This is a genomic window from Arthrobacter sp. 4R501 (assembly GCF_002929755.1).
Taxonomy (GTDB): domain Bacteria; phylum Actinomycetota; class Actinomycetes; order Actinomycetales; family Micrococcaceae; genus Arthrobacter.
On sequence record NZ_PJIW01000008.1, the window covers coordinates 1 to 20,278 of the forward strand.

Here is a 20,278-nt window from a genome sequence, read left to right on the forward strand (position 1 = left end):
CCGAAACCAAAGAATCAACCCGCACCAGAATCAAGCAGGGACCGGGCGGCCAACGTCACTCTGATGAAAAATTCGGGCTAGGGCGCCTTCTCAATTCCTTGGTTCTGTCGGGACGCCGAGAGAAGCAAGGAAGTGAAACGGCCGAATTCTAGGCGACGCGTTGTGTAGGAGCGCGCGGGCAGGGGCGCGAGGGAACAGGCAACCTGAATTCGCACTGAGGGTCGCCCTCAGGCTGGTTCCGGTGGGATCTGTTCGTGGCGGTGGTGGGATCTGAGTTGGATGATCCGCCCGGCGCCTGCCACGGCGACCAGGACCCCGCCGCTGACGGCGGCGATAAACAGGGCCATGCCCAGGGAAATTGTCCCGTCCAGGCCAAAGTACCTGACCCTGACGTTGTCCTGGTTCTGCACGATGAAGGCGATGAGCAGGATCAGCAGCATCAGGGTGGCCACGGTGGCCACCCAGATCATGCCTGAGCGGGTTACTGCCGGCCGCTTCGCAACGGCCGGAGCGGGCCCGGGGCCGTGCACCGGCTCCGGCGGCGGAATCGGTTCAGCATTCATGAGGTGGTCCCCTCTTTGGTTCCCCCGGACGTGCCGGGCGGGGCCTGGGGCCAGGCTGGGAAGGCTCCGGGCCCCGGGTTTCGGGTCAGTGTTTCTTGAAGGCGTCTTTGATTTTTTCCCCGGCCTGCTTCAGGCCGGCCTTCGTCTGGTCGGTCTTGCCTTCGGCTTTGAGGCTTTCGTTGCCGGTGGCCTTTCCTGCGGCTTCCTTGCCCTTGCCGCCGGCTTTCTCGGCGGCGTGCCTGATCTTGTCACCTAAACCCATGATGGCTCTCCTATCCATGGCCGGTCCGCCGGCCCATGCCGGCGGGACACTTTCATCCTATCGCCGGGCGAACAAGGCGAACGGGCGAGGGCGATAACATTCACTCGGCACCGTGGTCAGGGCCGCCACCGCCGCCTTGCTCAGCGATGACTACTGCATCATCCTGGCCCGCCGGATCCTGGACGCAGCCCGTGCCATCCGCGATTTATGCGGAGGTGCCGCTGAGCCGGGCTCCGCTCTCTTCCGGGGCACGGGCGGTACCCGGGATGGCGCAAAGTGCCCCGCTGTTCACGGTTGTACGGAGTCAAAGAACCGGTACTCCGGGGGATCGGTCCGGGCCTCGTGTGCCTTGGCCTGGATGAAGTCACGGTCGTCCTGGGAGAGCACCGTCTCGCCGTGCCGGTCACCCTCGTCGGTTCCGCCGGTCTCCTTGCAGATGGTCGCTGTGATCGTGCGCGGCAGGATGAGGCATCCCGGGTGGTCGATGAGCCACTGCTGTGTGGCGTGATCGAGCCGCGCCCATTGGCCTTTGATGTTCATCCCCATGAATGCTGCCTTCCCGAGAACACGTATTGAGGGCCCCGGCGTCGCGCCGGTACCCGGTATGCGCTCAGGGTACGCCCCGCCGGCAGACGAAGGACAGGGCCGCGGGACGGAACCGTGCACCGCGGCCCGTCGAACCGTCCCACCAAGACACGCCGGCTGCGCACAGGCACCTGTTGCCTCATTGGGGACTAAAGATATCGGTCGTTTGTGAATCAGAGGATTCGTTGCCCAGGATCCTCCGGAAGACGTGCACATGCGGATAGTGTCCGGGTGGTGAGGGCTGAGCTTTTCATGCACTGCCCCGTCGTTCCTGTCGGGGATTCGTTTCGATGGGAGTTCTATGTCTGCTGTTCAGGTCCATCCGGATGTCGCCATGGTGATGAGGGTTCTCGGCGGCCTCGCCCTCGACTGTTCTCCCGCCATAGTCGAGGCCGACAACGCTGAGTACGGTGCCGCGATCTCGGCAATCGGTCGGTCTCCGGTTCGCTTCAGGGTCGGAAAGCTGACCCCGACGAAGGTGGGCTTGTTCGTGACAGTGTGGCGGCGTTCTCTCGATGGGTCGACCGAGCCTCTGCCTGCGGAGGAGTGCAGCGACGTGCTGGTGATCTGCGTGCGGGAGGATTGCAGAGTCGGAGCATTCGCGTTTCCGAAGGCGGCGCTCGTCAAGCATGGCGTCGTGTCCGTGGGCGGCGCCGGAGGCAAGCGAGGGTTCCGCGTCTATCCGCCGTGGTCAGCAACGACGAATCGGCAGGCGAAAAAATCCCAGCAATGGCAGTGTAATTACTTCTTCGAGATGGCTGACGGATCCGCCATCGATGCGCAGCGAGCCATTCGACTCTTCGTTGCGGCCTAGCTAGGAGGAGCGCTGGGGAATAGCTCCAGACGCATCCCGTGCAGAAAGCCAAAGATCAGCTCGCGATGATGATCTCCGGCTTTCTGATGCCCGGAACGATATAGCCCTTACAACGCCAGCACTTCGTCGGAATTTTCTGGCTGCTGATCTTCATTCTGGTGGCCGTCTCGTCCGCGCGCCGGCCGTTAGGAACAGCTGCGAGACGGAAATCAATCTTGTCCGGAGGGATCCATCTGGTGACCGGAAGCATGCCCAGCGCGCCGCGTCAATGACGCGATTTGTCAATCCCGTGACGGACCGATAGCGTGACCTCTGATCGCATGGGGGATCACTCTAACGTTCGGAGACCGTTGTGGCTCTCATTGACTATGTCCTGGCGCTGTGCGCGCTGTTGGGCACACTGCTGATTCCCTTTTTTGCGATGTACCACGTGCTGCGCCGGAAGCGACGCGCAGTGCGGGTGACCGCCACGAGGAGTATCCGCAGCTAGCCATGCCCTATATCGATATCAACCCGCATAAAGGCCGCCCCAAATGGCAGGCCTACGCCATCCTGGCCGTGCTTCTGGTCCTGACCGCCGCCGTCGTGGTCGCCGCGCTCACCCGCGGCTGACCTCGCAATTCCACCCCAGCGCCTAGACTTACTGATTGAATCAGTCCGTAAAGTGCCGCAGAACCTTGTGCCGAAAGTCCTGGGGGGACAGACATGCCCGATCCGGCGGATCAGAACGCACGCCCCATCGCAGAAGATGCAGGGCTACCGCAACCGCCCCGGCGACGCCGTGACCTCCGTCGCGCCGACGGTGCGCTTTCGGATGCCCAGACAGGAACCATGCCAGCCGTAACGCCAGACCTTTCGAGCACCCCCGACGCCGGCGCCCCCGACGCCGGCACCCCGGTACCGCGCCGCAGTTCCTGGGCGGAGGCTGCGGCCGCCGCCGACCAGGCCAGTCCCGCACCCTCTGCTCCCATCAGTTCTGTCCCGGCGCCCACCCGCCGGCCGGCCAGGCCGCCGGTGACCCCGCTGCCGCAGGCGGCGCCGCAGGACGGGCAGCCGGCCGAGCCGGACTATGGCACCCCCGCATTGGCGTACGACGGCGACGAAGCCGCGCCGCCGTCGTCGTACCTTCCAGAGGAAGCACCGGAGCCGGCACCGGCGTTCCGGCGCATCCGCCCCACCACCGCGGACATCATCGCCGACAGCCCCATGCCCGACTTCATCAGCTCCCCGGGCCTGTTCGTCAAGGAGCAGAAGCCCCGGCCGGTGGGCGGCGTCCGCGGCGCCCTCTACTCGCTCACGGGCGGGGCCTGGAACATGGGCCCCAGCGCCAAGCAGCGCGAGGAAGACGAGCTGGGCCGCCGCATCTCCCGCCAGCTGCAGGGCAGCTACAACACGGCGGTGCTGAGCCTCAAGGGCGGCATCGGCAAAACCTCCACCACGGTGGGCGTGGGCCTGACGCTGGCCGAATTCCGCGGCGACCCGCCCTGCGCCATCGACGCCAATCCGGACTCCGGCGACCTCGTGGAGCGGGCCCTCGGCGAGGGCATCTACCAGCAGGCCAGCCCGCGCACCATCACGGACCTGCTGGCCAACATCGAGGGCGTTGACTCGCTCACCGCGCTGGCCCGGTATATGCACCACGCCGGCCGGCTGCACCTGATCGCGGGGGAGCAGGACCCGGAGGTCTCGGACTCGCTGACGGCCGCCGAGTACCTGCGGATCCGCAAGCTCATCTCCAACTACTACTCCGTGGCCCTGACCGACTGCGGCACCGGCGTGACCCACAATGCCATGAGCGGGATCCTGCAGTCGGCGGACAACATCATCATCGCCGCCGGGTATGCGGTGAGCGGGGCCAAGCGTGCCCGCAGCACTCTGCACTGGCTGGCGAGCCACGGGTACGAGGACCTGGCCCGGAACGCCGTGGTGGTCATCACAGACAAGGAAGAGGTGTCCTCCCGCGTGGACAAGGACGCCATCGAGGAGCACCTGGCCGGGATCTGCCGCCAGCTCATCGCCGTCCCGCACGACAGGGGAGTAGCCGACGGCGACCTGGTCACCCTGGACGTGCTGAAGCCCGAGACGCGGCGGGCGTACAAGGAAATCGCGGCGTCGATCGTGGACGGGTACCGGTAGCTTCCCCCTTCCCCCTTTTCCCAACTGACTGGCACTTAATGTCGTCATTCGCGGTTTTCACGACGTTAAGTGCCAGTCAGTTGGGTGGGCGTTAATCTTGAGTGAACGCACCCGGCCATCTTGGGCTGATCCTGAGCATCGATCACTAGCGTCAGCGCATCAGCCATATGAAAGGTGCGTCAACGATGACCATTCTTGAATACCTCACAGGCCTGGCAATCATCCTTGGGTCCCTGATGGGCACCATGGGGCTCGCGGCGGCAGTCATGCGACACAGGCAGCGCCACTAGTGGATCGGAAGACAGGTTTCCAGCCACTCGCGGTATGTCTGGCGCCCGACGGCGGAGCCTGCCGCCGGGACAAGGTCACCGCGTCGCATGGCCTGACCCATGGCGCCGGGTGCCGGTACCTTCACCACCAGCTTCCGCTGCCCGGATTTCCGCAAGTACTTGCGGACCAGATCCGCGAGCTGCTCCCGACGGGGCCCGCCAAGATCAGCAACCCGTCCGCGGGGTCCCTGCTCTGCCGCGTCCACCAACGCCGCAGCCACTTCCCGCGCTGCGACCGGCTGAGTGATCATCTGTGGAACCAGCACCACCGGGCCAATCGAGGCGGCGCTGATGGCCATGGGCACAAACTCGTGGAACTGGGTTGACCGCAGGATGGTCCACGGCACCCCTCCGTGCCGGACGGCATCCTCCTGCGCAAGCTTCCCGGCGTACAGCCCCGACGCAGCCTTATCGATGCCTACGATCGAGAGCGCAATATGGTGCCTGGACTGAACCGCTGCCTCAGCTGCGAGCAGGTTCCGGGTGGTGGCGGTGAAGAAGTCCACGGCCTTCCTGGTGGAAAGCGTCTGGATTCCGGAGACATCAATAACGGTGTCCACACCCTGCAGGGCTTCGTGCAGCCCGCGGCCCGTGAACAGGTCCACGCCTTCTGATCGGGTCAGGCTTGTCACCTTATGTCCGCGGTCCCTGGCAATAGAGACGACATGTTGGCCGACGGTCCCGGTACCTCCTGGAACGGCAATATGCATGCTCAGATCCTACGGCCGTGGGTGGGCGGCGCTGAAGACAGGTAGCCGCTACTCGTGTGCGCGTGTGCTGTACATCCCTAGTCTCGGACCATGGAGCGAGGTAATTACCGAAGAGTGCGGCGGCGCGGGCGGGCACAGCCTACCGAACGAGCGATCCAGAAGCCCGCCGCAGTGATCGGTGACTCGGACCGAGACGGTGTCAGCCGGAAGGCCGCCGTTGTCGCGCCCGTCTCCGGATTCGGCCTCCTGCGTGAATCGCTGCGGAAGATCCTGAACAAGGGATCCGGCATTCGCTGAAGCGGTGCCGCGGTCCGGCGTGTTCGTTATATCGAACAATTGGCGCAGTACCTGAAATGTTTGATTTAATGAACATTCCGACTAAAATGCCATATGATCGGTATATGCAACATTCTGAGGCGACAAGTTTCTACAGGGCAGTCGATGCCGCATCCCTTGGCCGGTCGATCGCCGACGCCCGCAAGGAAGTAGGACTGACCCAGCAGGACGTTGCCGAGAAATTGGGGGTCACGCGGGGAACCATCGTCAGGCTTGAACACGGCGAGCCCGTCTCCATCGTCATCGCCATGAACGCCATCCGGGCAGTCGGCCGTGACGTTGCACTGGTCCCCCGTTTCGCCAGGCTGCAGGTTAAGCAGTGAAGCGCCAAAGCCTGGAGGTGTATCTGCACGGCCGCCACATCGGTGTGCTGTCCGGGTCCTCCTTGCGACTGGCGTTCCAGTACGACCCCGAGATCATCGCCGAGTACGGTGCGTCGTCGATCCTCCTGTCCTTGTCATTGCCGGTCAACCGCAAGAAGATCACCGGCGCGGCTGTATTCAACTACTTTGATGGGCTGCTGCCAGAAGGGCAGGTCCGTTCGCATCTGGCATCGGAGAACGGGCTCTCCACTCCGGACGCTCTAGGCCTGCTCAGGATTCTCGGGGCTGACTGCGCCGGAGCCGTCCAGGCGGTGCCGGACAGTACGTCACCTGACGGGCCGGCGGATGCCAGACCGATGACCGACGCGGAGGTCACTAACGTCGTCGAAGCATTGCCGACCTGGGACCTGCCGGAGGACTTCGCGATCACGGCTTCCCTCGGCGGCATCCAATCCAAGGTCCTGCTGAGCCGCCACGGCGAGGGCTGGGCATGGCCAGGCCGGGGAGCCGTCTCCACCCACATCATCAAGCCGGAACCCTTGGACTCGCCGATACCGCATCTGCTCGAAGCGGAGGACTGGGCACTGAAAGTGGCCGCTGCGGCAGGCCTGCCGGCCGCCGAGTCCCGGCTGGAAACCTTCGGCACCCGCCAGGCGATCGTCGTCACCCGTTACGACCGGACCCCTGACGGCGGCCGCCTCCACCAGGAAGACTTCACCCAGGCACTGGCACTGGCCAGCAGCGCCAAGTACGAGGGCACCACGGCGCCGCCGTCCAGGCTCACCACGCTTGTAGCGGCTGCGGCACCGCATACCCGCGACGACGACGCGTTCCGGCGCGATCTGGTTCGGGCCGTGACCTTCAACCTCGTCATCGGCAACGGTGACGCACACTCCAAGAACTATTCGCTACTGATCCGCGACGGCGGCGAGGTGCTGCTCGCACCCCTGTACGACGTGGCACCCACCCAACTGCTCTACGCGCCCAGCGTCAACGCAGGCCATGCGCTGGGCGGGCAGGCAAGGCTGAATCATCTGACGCTGGATCATATCGTCCGTGAAGGCGCCGTCTGGGGCCTCGATGCCGATGATGCCAGGACTACCGCTGGGGCTGCCCTGGAGGCCGTGGCCAGAGCGGCAGCTACGACGCGCGCGGAAGGCAGCATTGGCTTCCTGGGTGAACTGGTCGCCGCCCGGGCCACGGACCTGCTGAACGGTGGAACGGCCCGCCGGACCTGACTTGAACCACCGGATCCGTCGGCCCCGGTACCTCCTGGAACGGCAATATGCATGCTCAGATCGTACGGCCGTCAAATGGCTGACCACGCGATCCAGACCAGGTATGCCAAGCCCTAGGCTTCAGCGCGTAACGCCCTCCACGAGCGCGGCCATTTTGTCGAGGCACTGCTCAAGGCCGCTCTGCGACATGTCCCGTGCCTCCTGGGTACCGTACCCGCGCTCGGTCATGTGCAGCATCGTGCGCCCGTCGCCGAGATCGGTCAGCACAACCTCGTGTTCACCGTCGGCGGGAACGCCATCGGCGGGAATGCCCGCCTCTGTGGGCGTGATGCGGTTGCCATCGGCATCAGCGAAGTTGAACACGTAGCGGATGTGACGCAATGGTTCCAACTCGGTGATATTCCACGTGCTGTGCTGCTCGAAGCCGCCCCACTCCACGGGTGCGCGCATCGTCACGAGGATCCGGCCGCCGGGGCGAACGTCGGCTTCCGCGCGCGGGCATGTGAAACCTGTTGGTCCCCACCACTGGCGCAGGTCGCCGGGCGCGGTCCAGGCGGCCCAGACCCGGCTCAGCGGAGCGTTGAACTCTCTGACCACATCGACGTCATACGTGCCGGACATGCCAATCCCCTTCTGTAGCTGAGATTGGGCAAACGTATCAGAAGTCCCGGTCCGGCGTCCCCGTTTCGGTGGCCGGGACCGTGGAGGAGGCGACGCCCGCGCTGCTGGTGACGGACGACGTCGGGCTCCACACCATGGCGGCCGCCGTGAACGAGGTGAGCAGGCTGCCGTTGCTGCTGGCCGTGCTGCCCAGCGTGACCGTCACGACCGTGCGGGAAACCCCGCCAACAGTGACCGTTGTTGCCGTCATCGTGGCGTTCACTGTGATGGTCCTGCCGTTCTTGGCAAAGTCGGACTTGGTGTTAACGGATCCCAGGTTGACGGTGCTGCCGGGCCGCTGGATGTCCAGCGTGTCACCGTTGCTGCCCAGGCCAAGGCCGGGCACGTTGCCGTCGCGCAGCCGCACCGTCACCGGGAGCGGGGCGCCGGCCCAGCCCGGAGTGACCGTTGCCAGGTTGACCTGCTGGCTGTAGGTGAAGCTCAGGGTGTCCCCGGCGTCCAGCTTCCCGACGGCGCCCGAAGCGTTGGCCGCCTGGACGTCCGTTGCGCGCAGGGGGGGTGTTGTCCACGCGGCGTCCTGTCACGGCGCCGGAGATGGTCTCCTTCCCCGCGCCGTCGGTGAGGATGGCGCGGAAATCGTAGAGCCCGTTCGGGACCGTGGACGTGTTCCAGGCGCAGGAGAAAGGAGCCGCCGCGCGTGTGCAACGCGTGGTCCACGTGGTGGTGCCGGCCGGAGCTGTCTGGATCCGAACGCTCCCGACGCCGGCGGTGGAGTTCGCTGCGGCGTTCAGGGATACGGCGCCGGTCAGGTAGGCGCCCGGGTCATCGACCGAAACGGAGGAAACGGTGTTGTCCACCGTGCGGGTGACCGCTGCCGACACGGTGCTGTTGCCGGCGGCGTCCGTGGCCACCGCGCGGAAGCTGTAGCTGGCGGTTGCGCTGGTCAGCGCGCTGGTATCGAACCGGCAGGAGTAGGGGTCCACGTCTGCCGAGCAGAGCGGCAGCCACGTGCTGGTGCCGGTCCGGGCGTACTGGATCTGCACCTGGGCTATGCCTGAGTGGGCGTCCGAGGCCGTGGCCGCAAACGTCCTGGTGCCGCTCAGCGGTGTTCCCGGGTCCACCATGCTGGCCGTTGGTGCCGCATTGTCCACCAGGACGTCGGTCACGGTTTCGGAGTAGGTGCTGCTGACGCCGGAGACCGCCACTGCACGGAGGTCATACTCGCCATTGGCGAAGAAGCCCGTGGCCCAGGAGCAGCTGTACGGGGCAACCAGGTCGACGCAGAGGGTGTTCCATTTGTTGGCTCCGGCTACGGAGTATTCCACGCGCACGGCACTCATGGGGCCGGGGGGATTGAACAGGCTTGTGGACAGGCTGACCGTGCCGCGCAGGATATCACCTGGATCGGCAAGGGCGACGGCGAAGGTGTTGGTCACGCTTGTTTCCACGAGGGCCGAGGTGGCGGTGAGGCCTGCGTTGTCGGTGGCCACGGCGCGCAGGCTGTAGCTGCCGTCCGTCACGGACGTGGTGTTCCAGCTGCACGTGTACGGCTGGGCGGCGGGCGTGCACAGTACGGTCCAGGTGCTGGCACCGGCCCGCTGGTACTCGATGGTGACGCTGCGGAGGCCGGATTCGGCGTCGGCTGCGTCAGCGGTGAGGGCTGCGGTGCCCTTCACGGTGGCTCCGGGGCTGGCCAGGCTCACGGTGGGTGGATTCCAGTCCGCGGCCGCGCCGAAAGAGTTGGTGGCGTTGGCCGTGCTGGCGGTAAAGGCGGCCGAGGAGAAGACAGCGGCGCCGGCAAGGACCAGGGCCGCCAGCGCCGCGACGACGCCCAGGGCGCTGCCGGTGCGGAGGCGAAGTGACGTGTTGCGGTTCGCCTTGGCTTGTTGGGACTTGGTGCCGGGGGATTCGGTGCGGTGGGCTGGCGGGGGAGTGCCGCCGTCGTCCGTCTGTTCTGCCTGCTCTGCGGGACGCGCGCCGAAAAGGGCGGCGACGACGGCGAGCAGCGTGAGCACCGACCACAAGGCCAAGGCCGGAAGGTTGCCCAGGCCCAGCCACAAACCAGGGAGCCCGATCGACGGAACAAGGAGGCGGGCCTGGCCCGTGATCTGCCCGCGCGCCAGCGGGGTGCTGTCCGCCTGGGCGTTGGCGTCCCCGGCCGTGACGAAGGTGCCATCCGGACTCTCGGCCACGATCCGGTGCAGGCGGGTCGTTTCCACGCCGCTCGGCTCGGCCTCCGCAGAGCTGGTGAACTCGACCACGCCGCCGACCGGAACCTTCTGGTCGGGACCGAACGCGGCCGCGAGGACAACGTCACCCGCGCTGATGTGCGGCTCCATGGAACCGCTCTGGACCACCGTGCCATGCCAGCCCAGCAGCAATGACACCCCTCAGACTAGGGCAGTCTGACAAGGCATTAAGCCTGATTGTCATTAACTGCACTGTTTCGCAATACAAAAATTACAAAATTGTCGATTGGGTGGCCTCGCAGGCTGGCCCGGGGCAGGCTGACCGGACGCGGGTGGCTCCGACGCAATGAAACCTGGTGTTGCGCAGATCACATTCGTTGCCTACTCTGGATGAGGCTGCAGAGGCGCGGCCATTGGCCGCAGCGTCGCGGCCTCCCCGGCTGCAGCGTCGCAGCCACGCAAGGAAGGCATGATCATCTTGTCCGAAAAGCTCAGCATTCTTGTCCGTGTAGACCTCGACCACGCGAAGGCCCAGGTTCTCGCCAAGGGCCACGTCACCATCCACAGCATCCAGGCCCTCTACGTGGTGGTGAAACGCGCCAACGCCTTGAAGCACAACCTGGACCTGGAATTGGACGTGCGTAACGCCCGCGTGGATCCCGAAGCCCTGCGGCAGCTTCAGGTCTGCTCCGAGACGCATCACCTGCCCACCAGGATTGACCCGCAGCAGACCCACTGCACGCTGAGCATCCTCGCGCCCCGCCGCGCTACCACTCATGCGGCCGAGTTCAGCCACGCCGCAGCCTGACCCACGCTTCATTCGGCGCTAACGGACACTTGAGGCCCTGTTTCGAAGGGCCTGAACTGTCCGTTCGCGCTTTGGTGGAGGGCCGCCGTCGGGGGTTATCCGACGGCGGGAATCCCGCCGGCCAGCTCCGCCGCCGCGGCGAGGGCCCAGCGGTCGTTCTCCGGGTCGAAGAAGACCACCATGGATGCGTCGGCTTCGCGGGCCTCGTCGAGGGCGAACAGCAGCGCATCCTCCAGATGCTGCGCGTGCTCCAGCCGTTCGGGAAGCGTGCCCGGAAGAACGCCGTCGTCAATGACGACGTGGGCCTTGCCGTCCACGATGACCTTCAGCGCAAAACCCTGGTCCTCATGAAGGGACCCCCGGGTGGATGCGATTTCCGTGACTTTGTCGGCCCGGACCAAACCATTGTTGATGGTGCGGATCCACACTTCACCCATGAGACCTCCTTGGCTGAGAGGGGCAGGCGGAAGCGCCCCACAAGGCAAACGTTAGTCCTCGCGGGGCCGCTTGTGACCCCCTGAAAGCTGGCGAATTTTCGGCGGCATAAGATAAATCTGATGACTTCGCCCGGAACCCCACAGCCGTTCAACTTCCGAAGCATCGCCATACCCGCGTTCGGGCCGGCGCTGCTGTTCTGCATCGGCGAAGGCGCGGTCCTCCCGGTGGTGGTCCTCTCCGCCCGTGACCTCGGCGCCTCGGTGGCGGTCTCCGCGCTGATCGTCACCCTGATCGGGCTCGGCTCGTGGTTTTTCAACCTGCCGGCCTCCCTCATCACGCTCAAGTTTGGCGAACGCTGGTCCATCGTCGGCGCCGCGGCCGTGGGTGCCCTGGCGCTCGCGGCCGCCGCCATCTCTTCCATGATTCCCAACGGACTGTGGCTGCTCGCGGTGGCGATGGCCGTCGTCGGGATGGCCGCCAGCGTCTTCAGCCTGGCGCGGCAGAAGTACCTCACCGAGGCGGTGCCCGTCCAGTTCCGGGCGCGGGCGCTGTCGACGCTGGGCGGTGTCAGCAGGATCGGCGTCTTCGCGGGGCCGTTCATTGGTGCCGGCGTGATGCAGTTCGCCGGGATCGCCGGAGCGTACTGGGTGGGGGTGGTGGGCATGGCGGCCGCCGCCGTTCTGGCGGTCACCATCCCGGACCTGGTGGTCCCGCCAGCGCCCGACGGCGGCCACAAGGGTCCGGAGCCGACGCTGCGGAATGTGGCGGTTTCGCATGCCCGCGTGTTCCTGACGCTGGGTGTGGGGGTCCTGCTGCTCAGCGCGCTGCGCGCGTCCCGCCAGGTAGTCATCCCGCTGTGGGCGGACCATCTGGGCATGGATCCGGCCCAGGCTTCCGTGATCTACGGACTGTCCGGGGCGATCGACATGCTGGTGTTTTACCCGGCCGGCAAGGTGATGGACCGCCGCGGCAGGCTGTTCGTGGCCATCCCGTCCACCATCATCATGGGCATCGCGATGCTGCTCATCCCTTTGTCTGCGTCCTTTGGCGGGCTGCTGCTGGCGTCGCTGCTGATCGGCTTCGGCAACGGCATCAGCTCCGGCCTGATCATGACCCTCGGCGCCGACTTCTCGCCCGACCGCGGCCGCGGCCAGTTCCTGGGGCTGTGGCGGTTCATCGCCGATGCGGGATCCACCGGCGGGCCCGTCCTGCTCTCGGGGGTCACGGCGCTTTTTACTCTGGGTGCGGGTGTCTCGGCGACAGGTTTCCTGGGGTTTGCGGCGGCTGGTGTGTTCGCCGTTGTGCTGCCGCGGTTGAGGCACCAGCGGAATTACTGAACCGACATCCCGTCCACGAGGTGACCTTGCTGCAGCGCGTCAGGGGCGAATCCGGGACGGTCCGGATGATCGCAGAGCAACTCGGCTGCTAATTGCAGATCAATGTCCGGGCGAGCGGCTGGCCGCTCCAGACATTGGTGGTTGAGGGGACTTTATACTTGGCGCGGATCTCGTAGATCCAGTTGCCCTTGCCGGCGCCGACGCTGACTTGGGTGGTGTAGGTTCGCTCCAGCGGGTTGCTCAGGTTGCCCGTGAACTGGACGGCACCGGCCGGGTTGCGGACCACCATTTCGTAGTAGTTCGCGTACTGCACGTTGCCCGTGCCCGTAATCGAGATGCTGACATTGTACAAGCCACTGACCTTTGAGCAGCTGGCGGATGCCGGAAAGGACGCGGCGCTTGGCATCGGTATGGATGCCGTGGAGTAGCTCGTGGCCGCACCACCATTGCCGGTGAAGGCCGCGTTGGCGGCGGGGGCCAGGGTCAGGCCCAGAAGCAGGCACAGCGCCAGACCGGTGGCCGCCGCCGAACCTGCGCCAGGCCTACTCACTGGCGGCGGGTTCCGGATCCCTGCGCCAGATGGAGGCCAGCAGCCCGATCACCAGGACGGCCGGCGCCCCGTACATCATGGTGTTCAGGACAACCGGCTGGCGCAGGGTGCGGATGGCTTGGCCCACAGAGGGGACGGTCAGGACGTGCCGGTCAACAGCGGCGGCGTTGAAGGTGGCGGTCCAGGGATCCACGCCGGTGTTGGCGTCCCCCTTGGTGCGGACCGCAATCGTACCGGCCGCGTCGGCAAAGAGCTCCGTGACCCGGTGGGTCTCCACCCGGTGGTCTTCCACAGGGATGCTGTAGGTAATGACGTCGCCCACCCTGATCCTGTTGACCGGTGTGGGGACGGTGACCACCACATCGCCCGGGTTGATCAGCGGGGCCATGGACCCGGTGAGCATGGTGGACGTCTGGTAGCCAAAGACCCGCGGACCGACGGCCAGGAGCAGGAAAGCTGCCACTGTCGCGACGAAAATCGCGGAGGTGAGGACGCTGACCGTCCTTCGCAGTACTGCCTTAAAGCGCGGTCGCTTGCCCGTCCGGACCCCAGACCGGGGGCGCGCGGCGATAGTGGTCCCGGCGCCGCGCGGCGCCGCCGTCGGAATTTCAGTTACTGCGCTCATCACTACCAGCCCTAAGGGGAGTCCGGACGGGGGTCAGGAGGTACTGCTTGGCGGCGCCGGCTTTCATGACACCGCCAAGTCTTGGGTTACCCGACCGCGGCGGTGCGCTGCGTGGCGTCGAACGTGAAGCCGATGGTGCTGGTCAGGCCCTGAAAGGTGTTATCCGCGCTGATGGGCAGCGAGGTGGTGATCTTCAGGCGGTCGGACGAGCCCGCAGTCACTGATGCGAGGTTGGCCAGTGCCTTGCCGGTGCCGATGATGGAGCCCTTGGCGAGGACGGCGGTCTGCGTGCCGGAGCAGGTGTCCGGAGCGGCGGCAACCACGGTCCAGGCAACGCTGCACGCGTCGATGGTCACCTGCAGGCCGTTGGTTGCATCGGTTGTCAGCAGCGAGGAGACAGAGGCGTTGGTGGTCAGGGTTACCGTGTTCAGGGTCGAGTTGCCCGTGTTTTTCAGCGTGGCAAACTTTTCGACGGAATCGCCCGGCAGCAGGCCGGCTACGGCAACGTTAAGAGTGCCCGGATCCGTCAGGTCGATGTCGACGGTTCCTGCGGTCACCTGCTGGTCTACGGTGGTGGTGGTCCCCGTGAAGGCACCGTAGGTGCCCATGCCTGCAACGGCCGCGGCGGTGCCGACCAGAGCGACGGAAGCCAGAATCTTGCCTGATGTGGTTTTCATGCTGATGCCCATGAGAATAAGTCCTTTGTGACGGTTGCCCACCCCCAGGCGGGCCAGCCACCCCCCAGCGGGCCGGCTGCCAATGCCAGGCTCACGTGGGCTGGCAAGAACTACTTTTCCCGATCCGACGCAACTTATGCCCGGGTATTTCCTCAAGACTCTGTCAAGGTTTTTTAAAGTTTTCGCAGGTCAAGGGCAGAAAGCAATCCATTTGATGGACTAAAGCGTGGTCCGCCCGGCGTCAAGCACACCATGCTGCTTGCACTAAGGGTTGGCGGAACATCGAGCTCCACGGCCAGGGCAAGGAGCGTGCGGCTGAGGAAGTTTCGCGCGGTGGCCCCCAGGGTGATGTCGATGATCTCGCTGTCCGCGAAGCCGTGGTTGGGCACTTCCAGTGTGACGGCGTCGGTCATTGCAGGATTGATCGCCATGGCCTTCGTATGGGAGGTGACGTAACCGACTGAGCGAGTGTCGTCGTCGTTTATTTCCGCCGTCAGGCCCGTTGCCTCGGATTCCGACGTGGTTTTCAGGGTCATGGCTACCCCTGTCAGGCTCGCAAGGCGGTTATCTGGCCATTCTGGCCCGTGCCAAAACCCCCGCAACAGGTATGCCGATGACCCGGGCCCGGCCCGTTGCCAAAGGAACGCGAAAGGATCACAGTGAAGTCACATCGATGTATTGAGTGTGGAGGTCAGGGCGATGAGCACCACTTCAGATGACCTGTTTCCGGCAACACCGGAGGCAGAGACCCACGAACTCAAACGGGTCATGGGCCCCAAGCTCCTCCTGCTGTTCATCGTTGGCGACATCCTCGGCGCCGGCGTGTACGCAGTCACCGGAACCATGGCCGGGACGGTGGGCGGCATCGTCTGGTTGCCCTTCCTGCTAGCGTTCGTCGTCGCGACGCTGACCGCGTTCTCCTACCTCGAGCTCGTCACGCAGTACCCGCAGGCGGCAGGGGCGGCGCTCTATACGCACAAGGCGTTCGGCATCCACTTCGTCACGTTCCTCGTGGCATTCGCCGTGGTTTGCTCCGGCATCACCAGCGCCTCAACCTCCGCGAACGTCCTCGCCCAGAACTTCTTCGGCGGCCTGAGGATCAACGGCTGGATGGAGATGCCCGCCCAGGGCGTGATCACCGCCGTGGCCATGGGTTTCATGGTCTTGCTGGCCGCGATCAACCTGCGCGGGGTGGGGGAGAGCGTGAAGTTTAACGTGGTCCTCACACTGGTGGAGGTAGTCGCGCTGTCCATCGTGATCGGCGTCGGCTTCTACGTAATGACGCAGGGCACCGGGAACGTGGGCGAAGTCTTCGTCTTCAACGATTACCAGGACAAGGGCCTGTTCCTGGCAGTCACAGCAGCGACCTCCATCGCCTTCTTTGCCATGGTTGGCTTTGAGGATTCGGTGAACATGGTGGAGGAGACCAAGCACCCCGAGAAGATTTTCCCGCGGACCATGCTGACCGGCCTTGGCATCGCCGTGATCCTCTACATGCTGGTGGCCGTATCCGTTGTCAGCGTGCTGTCGCCCACCGAGCTGGAGAACATCCGCGAGGCTGAAGGCGCCGCGCTGCTCGAAGTGGTACACAAGGGCTCGCCGGACTTCCCCATCGACAGGGTCTTCCCGTTCCTCGCGGTGTTCGCCGTTGCCAACACCGCGCTGATCAACATGCTGATGGCGAGCCGGCTGATCTACGGCATGGCACGCCAGAACGTCCTGCCGCCTGCCCTGGGGAAGGTCCTGCCGGGCCGCCGCACCCCGTGGGCCGGCATCCTGTTCTCCACCGTCCTCGCGCTCGGGCTGATCTGGTACGTCACCAGCGACCCCAAGAGCAACATCGTGGCCAACCTTTCCGGCACCACGGCGTTCCTGCTGCTGTGCGTCTTCACCGTGGTGAACGTGGCCTGCCTGGTGATTCGCGGCAAGCGCGACCTCAACCGCAAGGTGTTCTTCACCTCGCCCGGGCAGCTGCCGCTGCTCGCCGCCCTGCTGTGCGCCTTCCTCGCCGGGCCGTGGGTGGGCCGCAACGTCATCCAGTACCAGATCGCCGGCGGTCTGATGGCGATCGGGGTGGTGCTCTGGTTTATCACCTGGCTGATCAACAGGCGGACGAGCAGGGCGGAAGGCGAGCCGGTAGGGACCCAGAACATCGGCAAGGATGGCACTTAGGCGCTGCTAACGGTGCCCGACGGCGGCTGGCGCGCTCAGCGCCTTGGCGAGTCCCGCCGTCGTACTTTCCAAAGCGTCCGACGACGGCGCCACTAGCCGATGATGGGGCGTTCCTCCGGCAGGCTGTAAAGGCGGGGCCGGGAGGACAAGGCGAGAGCGGACGCGACCGTCACTGTCCCGATTCTGCCGAGGAACATCAGAGCCATGAGCACCCATTCCGCCGCCGGCGGGAGGTTGTAGGTGATGCCGGTGCTCATCCCGACGGTGGCGAACGCGGAGATGGCTTCGAACAGCACCTTTTCCAGGCTGTAGTCGGTGACCATCAGCAGCGCCAGCGTGCCCGCCACCACCGCTGCCACCCCGAGCAGCGCGACGGACAGGGCCTGGCGCTGGGACGAAGCGCTAATGGAACGGTGGGCAATGGTCACCTCGTCCCGGCCGCGGACCTCGTTCCAGATGGAGAAGCCGAGGACCAGGAACGTGGTGATCTTGATGCCGCCTGCGGTGCCGGCGCTGCCGCCGCCAATGAACATCAGGATGTTGGTGACCATGAGGGCCTCCGGTGATGCCGCGCCGTAGTCGATGCTGTTGAAGCCGGCAGTGCGGGGGAAGACGCCGCCGGCCAGGGAACCCAGCAGCTTCCCGGTCAGGGACAGGCCGCCGAGTGTTTCGTCCCTGTTCCATTCGAACGCGGCGAAAAGCGTGACGCCAAGCACCAGGAGCAGCAGCGTGCCGTAGATGGTGAGGCGGAGGTGGACGCTCCAGTTCCGGGCCGTGACGTTTCCCCGGAGCAGTTGGATGATCACCGGGAATCCGAGGCCGCCTGCGATGATCGACAGGCAGATGGGGACGATGATCCAGGGATCCTCCGCGAAGCCGATGAGGTTGTCGCTGTAGAGCGCGAACCCGGCGTTGTTGAACGACGAGACGGCGTGGAACACACCGTGCCACAGCGCAGTGCCGGGGTTCTGGTCGTAGGCCAGCCAGAAGCGTCCGGTCAGCACCGCCGCGGTGGCTGCTTCGATGCCCACCATGAGCCTGGCCACGCGGAGCAGCACGGCGCTGACGTCGCCTAGGTTGAGCGTGTGCGTTTCGGACTGCGCCACGAGCTGGCCGCGGAGGCCGATGCTTTTGCGGACCAGCAGGGCCAGGAGCGTCGCCAGCGTCATGATGCCGAACCCGCCCACCTGGATCAGTCCCAGAATCACGGTCTGCCCGAAAGGGGTCCAGTACGTGGCCGTGTCCACGGTGATCAGCCCGGTAACGCAGACAGCCGACACGGACGTGAACAGCGCGGCCATCAGGGGGTCGGCCCCGGGGTCGCTGCCGGTCCGGGCAACCGGCAGCATCAGCAGGGCCGCTCCCAGAATGATGACGGCCAGGAATGCCAGGGGCACCGACCGGACGGGGTGCAGGAGGGCCCGACGGATGGCGCTCTCCTTGCGGGCCCTGGCCGTTTTGGCTGTTTTGGCTGCCTTGCCTTTCCACCGCCCCGGGACGGGTCCCTTCACCCCGGCGGTGTCGCCACGTGCGGTCATTGGACTGCCCGTCAGCCCACGTGGATGCCGGGGCGGCGGACAGGATCCGGTTCGTTTTCCCTGATGATTTCGCGGACCACGGGGGCGGTGTCGCCCCGTCCCAGCAGCAGGTAGCGCATGAGGTGAGCCAGGGGGTTGCCTTCAGCCCACTCGAAGTACGCGTGCGGCCGGACACCGGTGGCGTCGCGGAGGGCCAGCAGGATGGCGGCGATGGCGTTGGGTGCGGCCGGGCTTTCGGCGCGGAGCACGCGGTGTCCGTCCACTTCGATTCCGCGTACCTCAAGGACGTCGCTGAATCCCGAGGGGTCGGTGACCTCGATTTCAAGGAAGATCACATCGGCGGTGCCGGGCACGGGGTTGTTCTCCCGCTGCTCGGCTTCCTTCTCACGGTATTCTGCGGCGTCGCGGGCCTGCGGGCGGTTCGCGATCAGGTTTATCCGCCCGTCAAAGTCCAGGGTGTCGGTGATGAAGCGGCGGGCTTCGTCGTCGAATTCGATGTTGTGGACCCGGAGTTCGGTGGTGCGGCTGACCCGGGAGACGAGTGAGACCACAATGATGCCCAGGATGAAGAAGCCGGATATTGCAATGCCGTCCGGCTTGGCGATGACGTTGGCCCCCAGCGCATAGAGCAGGATCAGGGTCAGGATGGTGAAGCCGACGGCGGCGCGCCGCCTCTTGTTGCGGGCGGCGGAGATGCTGACCGCAACGGCGCCGGAGACCATCATGGCCAGGATGCCGGTGGCGTACGCGCCGGCCTGGGCGTTGACGTCGGCGTTGAAGCCGATGGTGATCAGGATGCTGATGGCGGTGTACACCAGCACCACCGGGCGCACGGCCCGGGACCAGTCCGGGGCCATGCCGTAGGACGGCAGGTAGCGGGGAACGATGTTGATCAGCCCTGCCATGGCGGAGGCGCCGGCGAACCACAGGATCAGGATGCTGCTGATGTCGTAGACGGAGCCGAAGCCGGTGCCGAGCAGCTCGTGGGCCAGGTAGGCCAGGGCGCGGCCGTTGGCCTCGCCGCCTGCCTGGAAGGCCTCGGCGGGGATCAGTACGGTCGTCACGAAACTGCTGCCCAGGAGGTACACGCTCATGATCAGGGCGGCGGTGGTGAGGAGTTTCCGGGTGTTGCGGACGCGGGTGGCCAGGCGTTCCTCGGCCGTGGCGCCGTCGGCCGCGACCAGTGGCATCATGCTGACGCCGGTCTCGAAACCTGACAGGCCCAGGACCAGCAGCGGGAAGGCGAGCAGGGCGGGTCCGGCGATATCGCCGAAGCCGGTCCCGGAGGAGGTGAGCGCCGCGGTCCAGTCAGCCATGGCACCGGGCTGGGTGACGGCGTCGTACAGTCCCACTCCGATGATGACGGCGTTCAGCACGAGGAAGATGGCGACGAGGGGGATGGCGACGGCCACCGCTTCGGAGAAGCCGAGCAGGAACACCCCGCCCAGAATGAGCAGGAGGACCACGGTGATGACAACCGCCTGGCCTTCGAGGAAGTGCGGCAGGTAGGGGTTCTCCAGCATATGGACGGTGGCGTCGGCGGCGGAGAGGGTGATGGTGATGATCCAGGACGTGGCGACGAAGCCGAGCAGGATGAGCACAAAGATCTTGCCGCGCCAGAACGGCAGGAGCTTTTCCAGCATGGCCACCGATCCCTGTCCGTGCGGGCTTTCTTGCGCCACCCGTCGGTACATCGGCAGCATGCCCAGCAGGGTCAGGCCGACGATCAGCAGGGTGGCCAGCGGGGAGAGCGCCCCCGCGGCGAGGGCGGCGATGCCGGGCAGATAGGAGAGGGTGGAGAAGTAGTCCACCCCGGTCAGGCACATGACCTTCCACCAGCTCTGGGTGGGGGCCTGGTTCTCCGCAGTTTCCGGGCCCACCGGCTGGTGGACGGTGTGTTCGAGCAGCCACCGGGTGAGCCGGTTTCCGGGTCCGCCGTCGCGTTCGGGATTGGGAACGCTGGCAGGAATGGAGAAACGGGTGGGTGCAGTCAACGGGTTACTTTCTTTACCCCGCGCAGGCGGGAT

General features: G+C 65.7%; 23 protein-coding genes. 9 read left to right on the plus strand and 14 right to left on the minus strand.

The features are described from left to right. Positions 1-227: 227 nt before the first annotated feature. The 3 genes from CXR02_RS09265 to CXR02_RS09275 form a co-directional block, all read right to left on the minus strand. On the minus strand, positions 228-563 hold the full coding sequence (locus tag CXR02_RS09265) for a lipopolysaccharide assembly LapA domain-containing protein (protein WP_104061729.1): 336 nt from the start codon (positions 561-563) through the stop codon (positions 228-230). Positions 564-648: 85 nt separating this feature from the next. After that, positions 649-825: a CsbD family protein gene (locus tag CXR02_RS09270; RefSeq protein WP_104061730.1), complete on the minus strand. Its 177-nt coding sequence runs from the start codon at positions 823-825 to the stop codon at positions 649-651. Positions 826-1,113: 288 nt separating this feature from the next. Continuing rightward, complete coding sequence (locus CXR02_RS09275; protein ID WP_308470675.1) at positions 1,114-1,371, minus strand: hypothetical protein; 258 nt, start codon at positions 1,369-1,371, stop codon at positions 1,114-1,116. 340 nt (positions 1,372-1,711) lie between these two features. Between CXR02_RS09275 and CXR02_RS09280 the strand changes: the two genes are divergently transcribed. The 3 genes from CXR02_RS09280 to CXR02_RS09290 all read left to right on the plus strand — a co-directional run bounded on the left by CXR02_RS09280 (position 1,712) and on the right by CXR02_RS09290 (position 4,360). Beyond that, a complete protein-coding gene (locus tag CXR02_RS09280; protein ID WP_104061731.1) occupies positions 1,712-2,224 on the plus strand; it encodes a MepB family protein in 513 nt (170 codons plus the stop codon). A 352-nt stretch (positions 2,225-2,576) separates the two neighbouring features. After that, the gene (locus CXR02_RS22360; protein ID WP_181037181.1) at positions 2,577-2,714 is read left to right on the plus strand and encodes a hypothetical protein; all 138 of its coding nucleotides are present in this window, start codon (positions 2,577-2,579) and stop codon (positions 2,712-2,714) included. A 341-nt stretch (positions 2,715-3,055) separates the two neighbouring features. Beyond that, on the plus strand, positions 3,056-4,360 hold the full coding sequence (locus tag CXR02_RS09290; protein WP_104061733.1) for an ATPase: 1,305 nt from the start codon (positions 3,056-3,058) through the stop codon (positions 4,358-4,360). 286 nt (positions 4,361-4,646) lie between these two features. On the opposite strand, the gene CXR02_RS09295 is transcribed toward CXR02_RS09290, so the two are convergent. After that, entirely contained in the window at positions 4,647-5,399 is a 753-nt protein-coding gene (locus CXR02_RS09295) for an SDR family oxidoreductase (protein ID WP_104061734.1), read from the minus strand. A 90-nt stretch (positions 5,400-5,489) separates the two neighbouring features. On the opposite strand from CXR02_RS09295, the gene CXR02_RS22120 reads away from it, so the two are divergent. The 3 genes from CXR02_RS22120 (at position 5,490) to CXR02_RS09305 (ending at position 7,296) form a co-directional block, all read left to right on the plus strand. Continuing rightward, on the plus strand, positions 5,490-5,696 hold the full coding sequence (locus CXR02_RS22120; protein WP_146072501.1) for a hypothetical protein: 207 nt from the start codon (positions 5,490-5,492) through the stop codon (positions 5,694-5,696). Between the two features lie 104 nt (positions 5,697-5,800). Beyond that, on the plus strand, positions 5,801-6,058 hold the full coding sequence (locus tag CXR02_RS09300; protein ID WP_181037182.1) for a helix-turn-helix transcriptional regulator: 258 nt from the start codon (positions 5,801-5,803) through the stop codon (positions 6,056-6,058). Beyond that, the gene (locus CXR02_RS09305) at positions 6,055-7,296 is read left to right on the plus strand and encodes a type II toxin-antitoxin system HipA family toxin (protein WP_104061736.1); all 1,242 of its coding nucleotides are present in this window, start codon (positions 6,055-6,057) and stop codon (positions 7,294-7,296) included. The genes CXR02_RS09300 and CXR02_RS09305 overlap by 4 nt, the downstream gene beginning before the upstream one ends. 120 nt (positions 7,297-7,416) lie before the next feature. Here the strand turns inward: CXR02_RS09305 and CXR02_RS09310 are convergent, their stop codons facing one another. The 3 genes from CXR02_RS09310 to CXR02_RS09315 are packed head-to-tail and all read right to left on the minus strand — an operon-like array spanning position 7,417 to position 10,304. Beyond that, positions 7,417-7,917 carry an SRPBCC domain-containing protein gene (locus tag CXR02_RS09310; protein ID WP_104061737.1) on the minus strand — a complete coding sequence of 167 codons (501 nt, stop codon included), beginning with the start codon at positions 7,915-7,917 and terminating at the stop codon, positions 7,417-7,419. A 37-nt stretch (positions 7,918-7,954) separates the two neighbouring features. After that, the gene (locus tag CXR02_RS22870) at positions 7,955-8,302 is read right to left on the minus strand and encodes a hypothetical protein (RefSeq protein ID WP_258060886.1); all 348 of its coding nucleotides are present in this window, start codon (positions 8,300-8,302) and stop codon (positions 7,955-7,957) included. Further along, positions 8,271-10,304, minus strand: coding sequence for a S26 family signal peptidase (locus tag CXR02_RS09315; RefSeq protein ID WP_258060888.1), 2,034 nt, complete (start codon positions 10,302-10,304; stop codon positions 8,271-8,273). Before CXR02_RS09315 ends, CXR02_RS22870 begins: the two co-directional genes overlap by 32 nt. Positions 10,305-10,575: 271 nt before the next feature. Between CXR02_RS09315 and CXR02_RS09320 the strand changes: the two genes are divergently transcribed. Beyond that, the gene (locus CXR02_RS09320) at positions 10,576-10,914 is read left to right on the plus strand and encodes a hypothetical protein (RefSeq protein ID WP_308470676.1); all 339 of its coding nucleotides are present in this window, start codon (positions 10,576-10,578) and stop codon (positions 10,912-10,914) included. Between the two features lie 95 nt (positions 10,915-11,009). Here the strand turns inward: CXR02_RS09320 and CXR02_RS09325 are convergent, their stop codons facing one another. After that, entirely contained in the window at positions 11,010-11,351 is a 342-nt protein-coding gene (locus CXR02_RS09325) for a hypothetical protein (RefSeq protein WP_104061738.1), read from the minus strand. A gap of 120 nt (positions 11,352-11,471) precedes the next feature. Between CXR02_RS09325 and CXR02_RS09330 the strand changes: the two genes are divergently transcribed. Continuing rightward, a complete protein-coding gene (locus CXR02_RS09330; protein WP_104061739.1) occupies positions 11,472-12,689 on the plus strand; it encodes an MFS transporter in 1,218 nt (405 codons plus the stop codon). 88 nt (positions 12,690-12,777) lie between these two features. Here CXR02_RS09330 and CXR02_RS09335 read toward each other — a convergent pair whose 3' ends face one another. The 4 genes from CXR02_RS09335 to CXR02_RS09350 form a co-directional block, all read right to left on the minus strand. Then, on the minus strand, positions 12,778-13,239 hold the full coding sequence (locus CXR02_RS09335; RefSeq protein ID WP_104061740.1) for a hypothetical protein: 462 nt from the start codon (positions 13,237-13,239) through the stop codon (positions 12,778-12,780). Further along, complete coding sequence (locus tag CXR02_RS09340) at positions 13,232-13,864, minus strand: signal peptidase I (protein ID WP_104061741.1); 633 nt, start codon at positions 13,862-13,864, stop codon at positions 13,232-13,234. Before CXR02_RS09340 ends, CXR02_RS09335 begins: the two co-directional genes overlap by 8 nt. Positions 13,865-13,950: 86 nt before the next feature. Next, positions 13,951-14,541, minus strand: a complete 591-nt coding sequence (locus CXR02_RS09345) for a TasA family protein (RefSeq protein WP_258060889.1) — start codon at positions 14,539-14,541, stop codon at positions 13,951-13,953. Positions 14,542-14,714: 173 nt separating this feature from the next. Continuing rightward, positions 14,715-15,077: a hypothetical protein gene (locus CXR02_RS09350; RefSeq protein ID WP_181037183.1), complete on the minus strand. Its 363-nt coding sequence runs from the start codon at positions 15,075-15,077 to the stop codon at positions 14,715-14,717. A gap of 163 nt (positions 15,078-15,240) precedes the next feature. On the opposite strand from CXR02_RS09350, the gene CXR02_RS09355 reads away from it, so the two are divergent. Further along, positions 15,241-16,713: an APC family permease gene (locus tag CXR02_RS09355; protein ID WP_104061743.1), complete on the plus strand. Its 1,473-nt coding sequence runs from the start codon at positions 15,241-15,243 to the stop codon at positions 16,711-16,713. 92 nt (positions 16,714-16,805) lie between these two features. Here the strand turns inward: CXR02_RS09355 and CXR02_RS09360 are convergent, their stop codons facing one another. Beyond that, positions 16,806-18,251: a TrkH family potassium uptake protein gene (locus CXR02_RS09360; RefSeq protein WP_104061744.1), complete on the minus strand. Its 1,446-nt coding sequence runs from the start codon at positions 18,249-18,251 to the stop codon at positions 16,806-16,808. An 11-nt stretch (positions 18,252-18,262) separates the two neighbouring features. After that, entirely contained in the window at positions 18,263-20,245 is a 1,983-nt protein-coding gene (locus CXR02_RS09365) for an APC family permease (RefSeq protein WP_104061745.1), read from the minus strand. Positions 20,246-20,278: the final 33 nt, after the last annotated feature.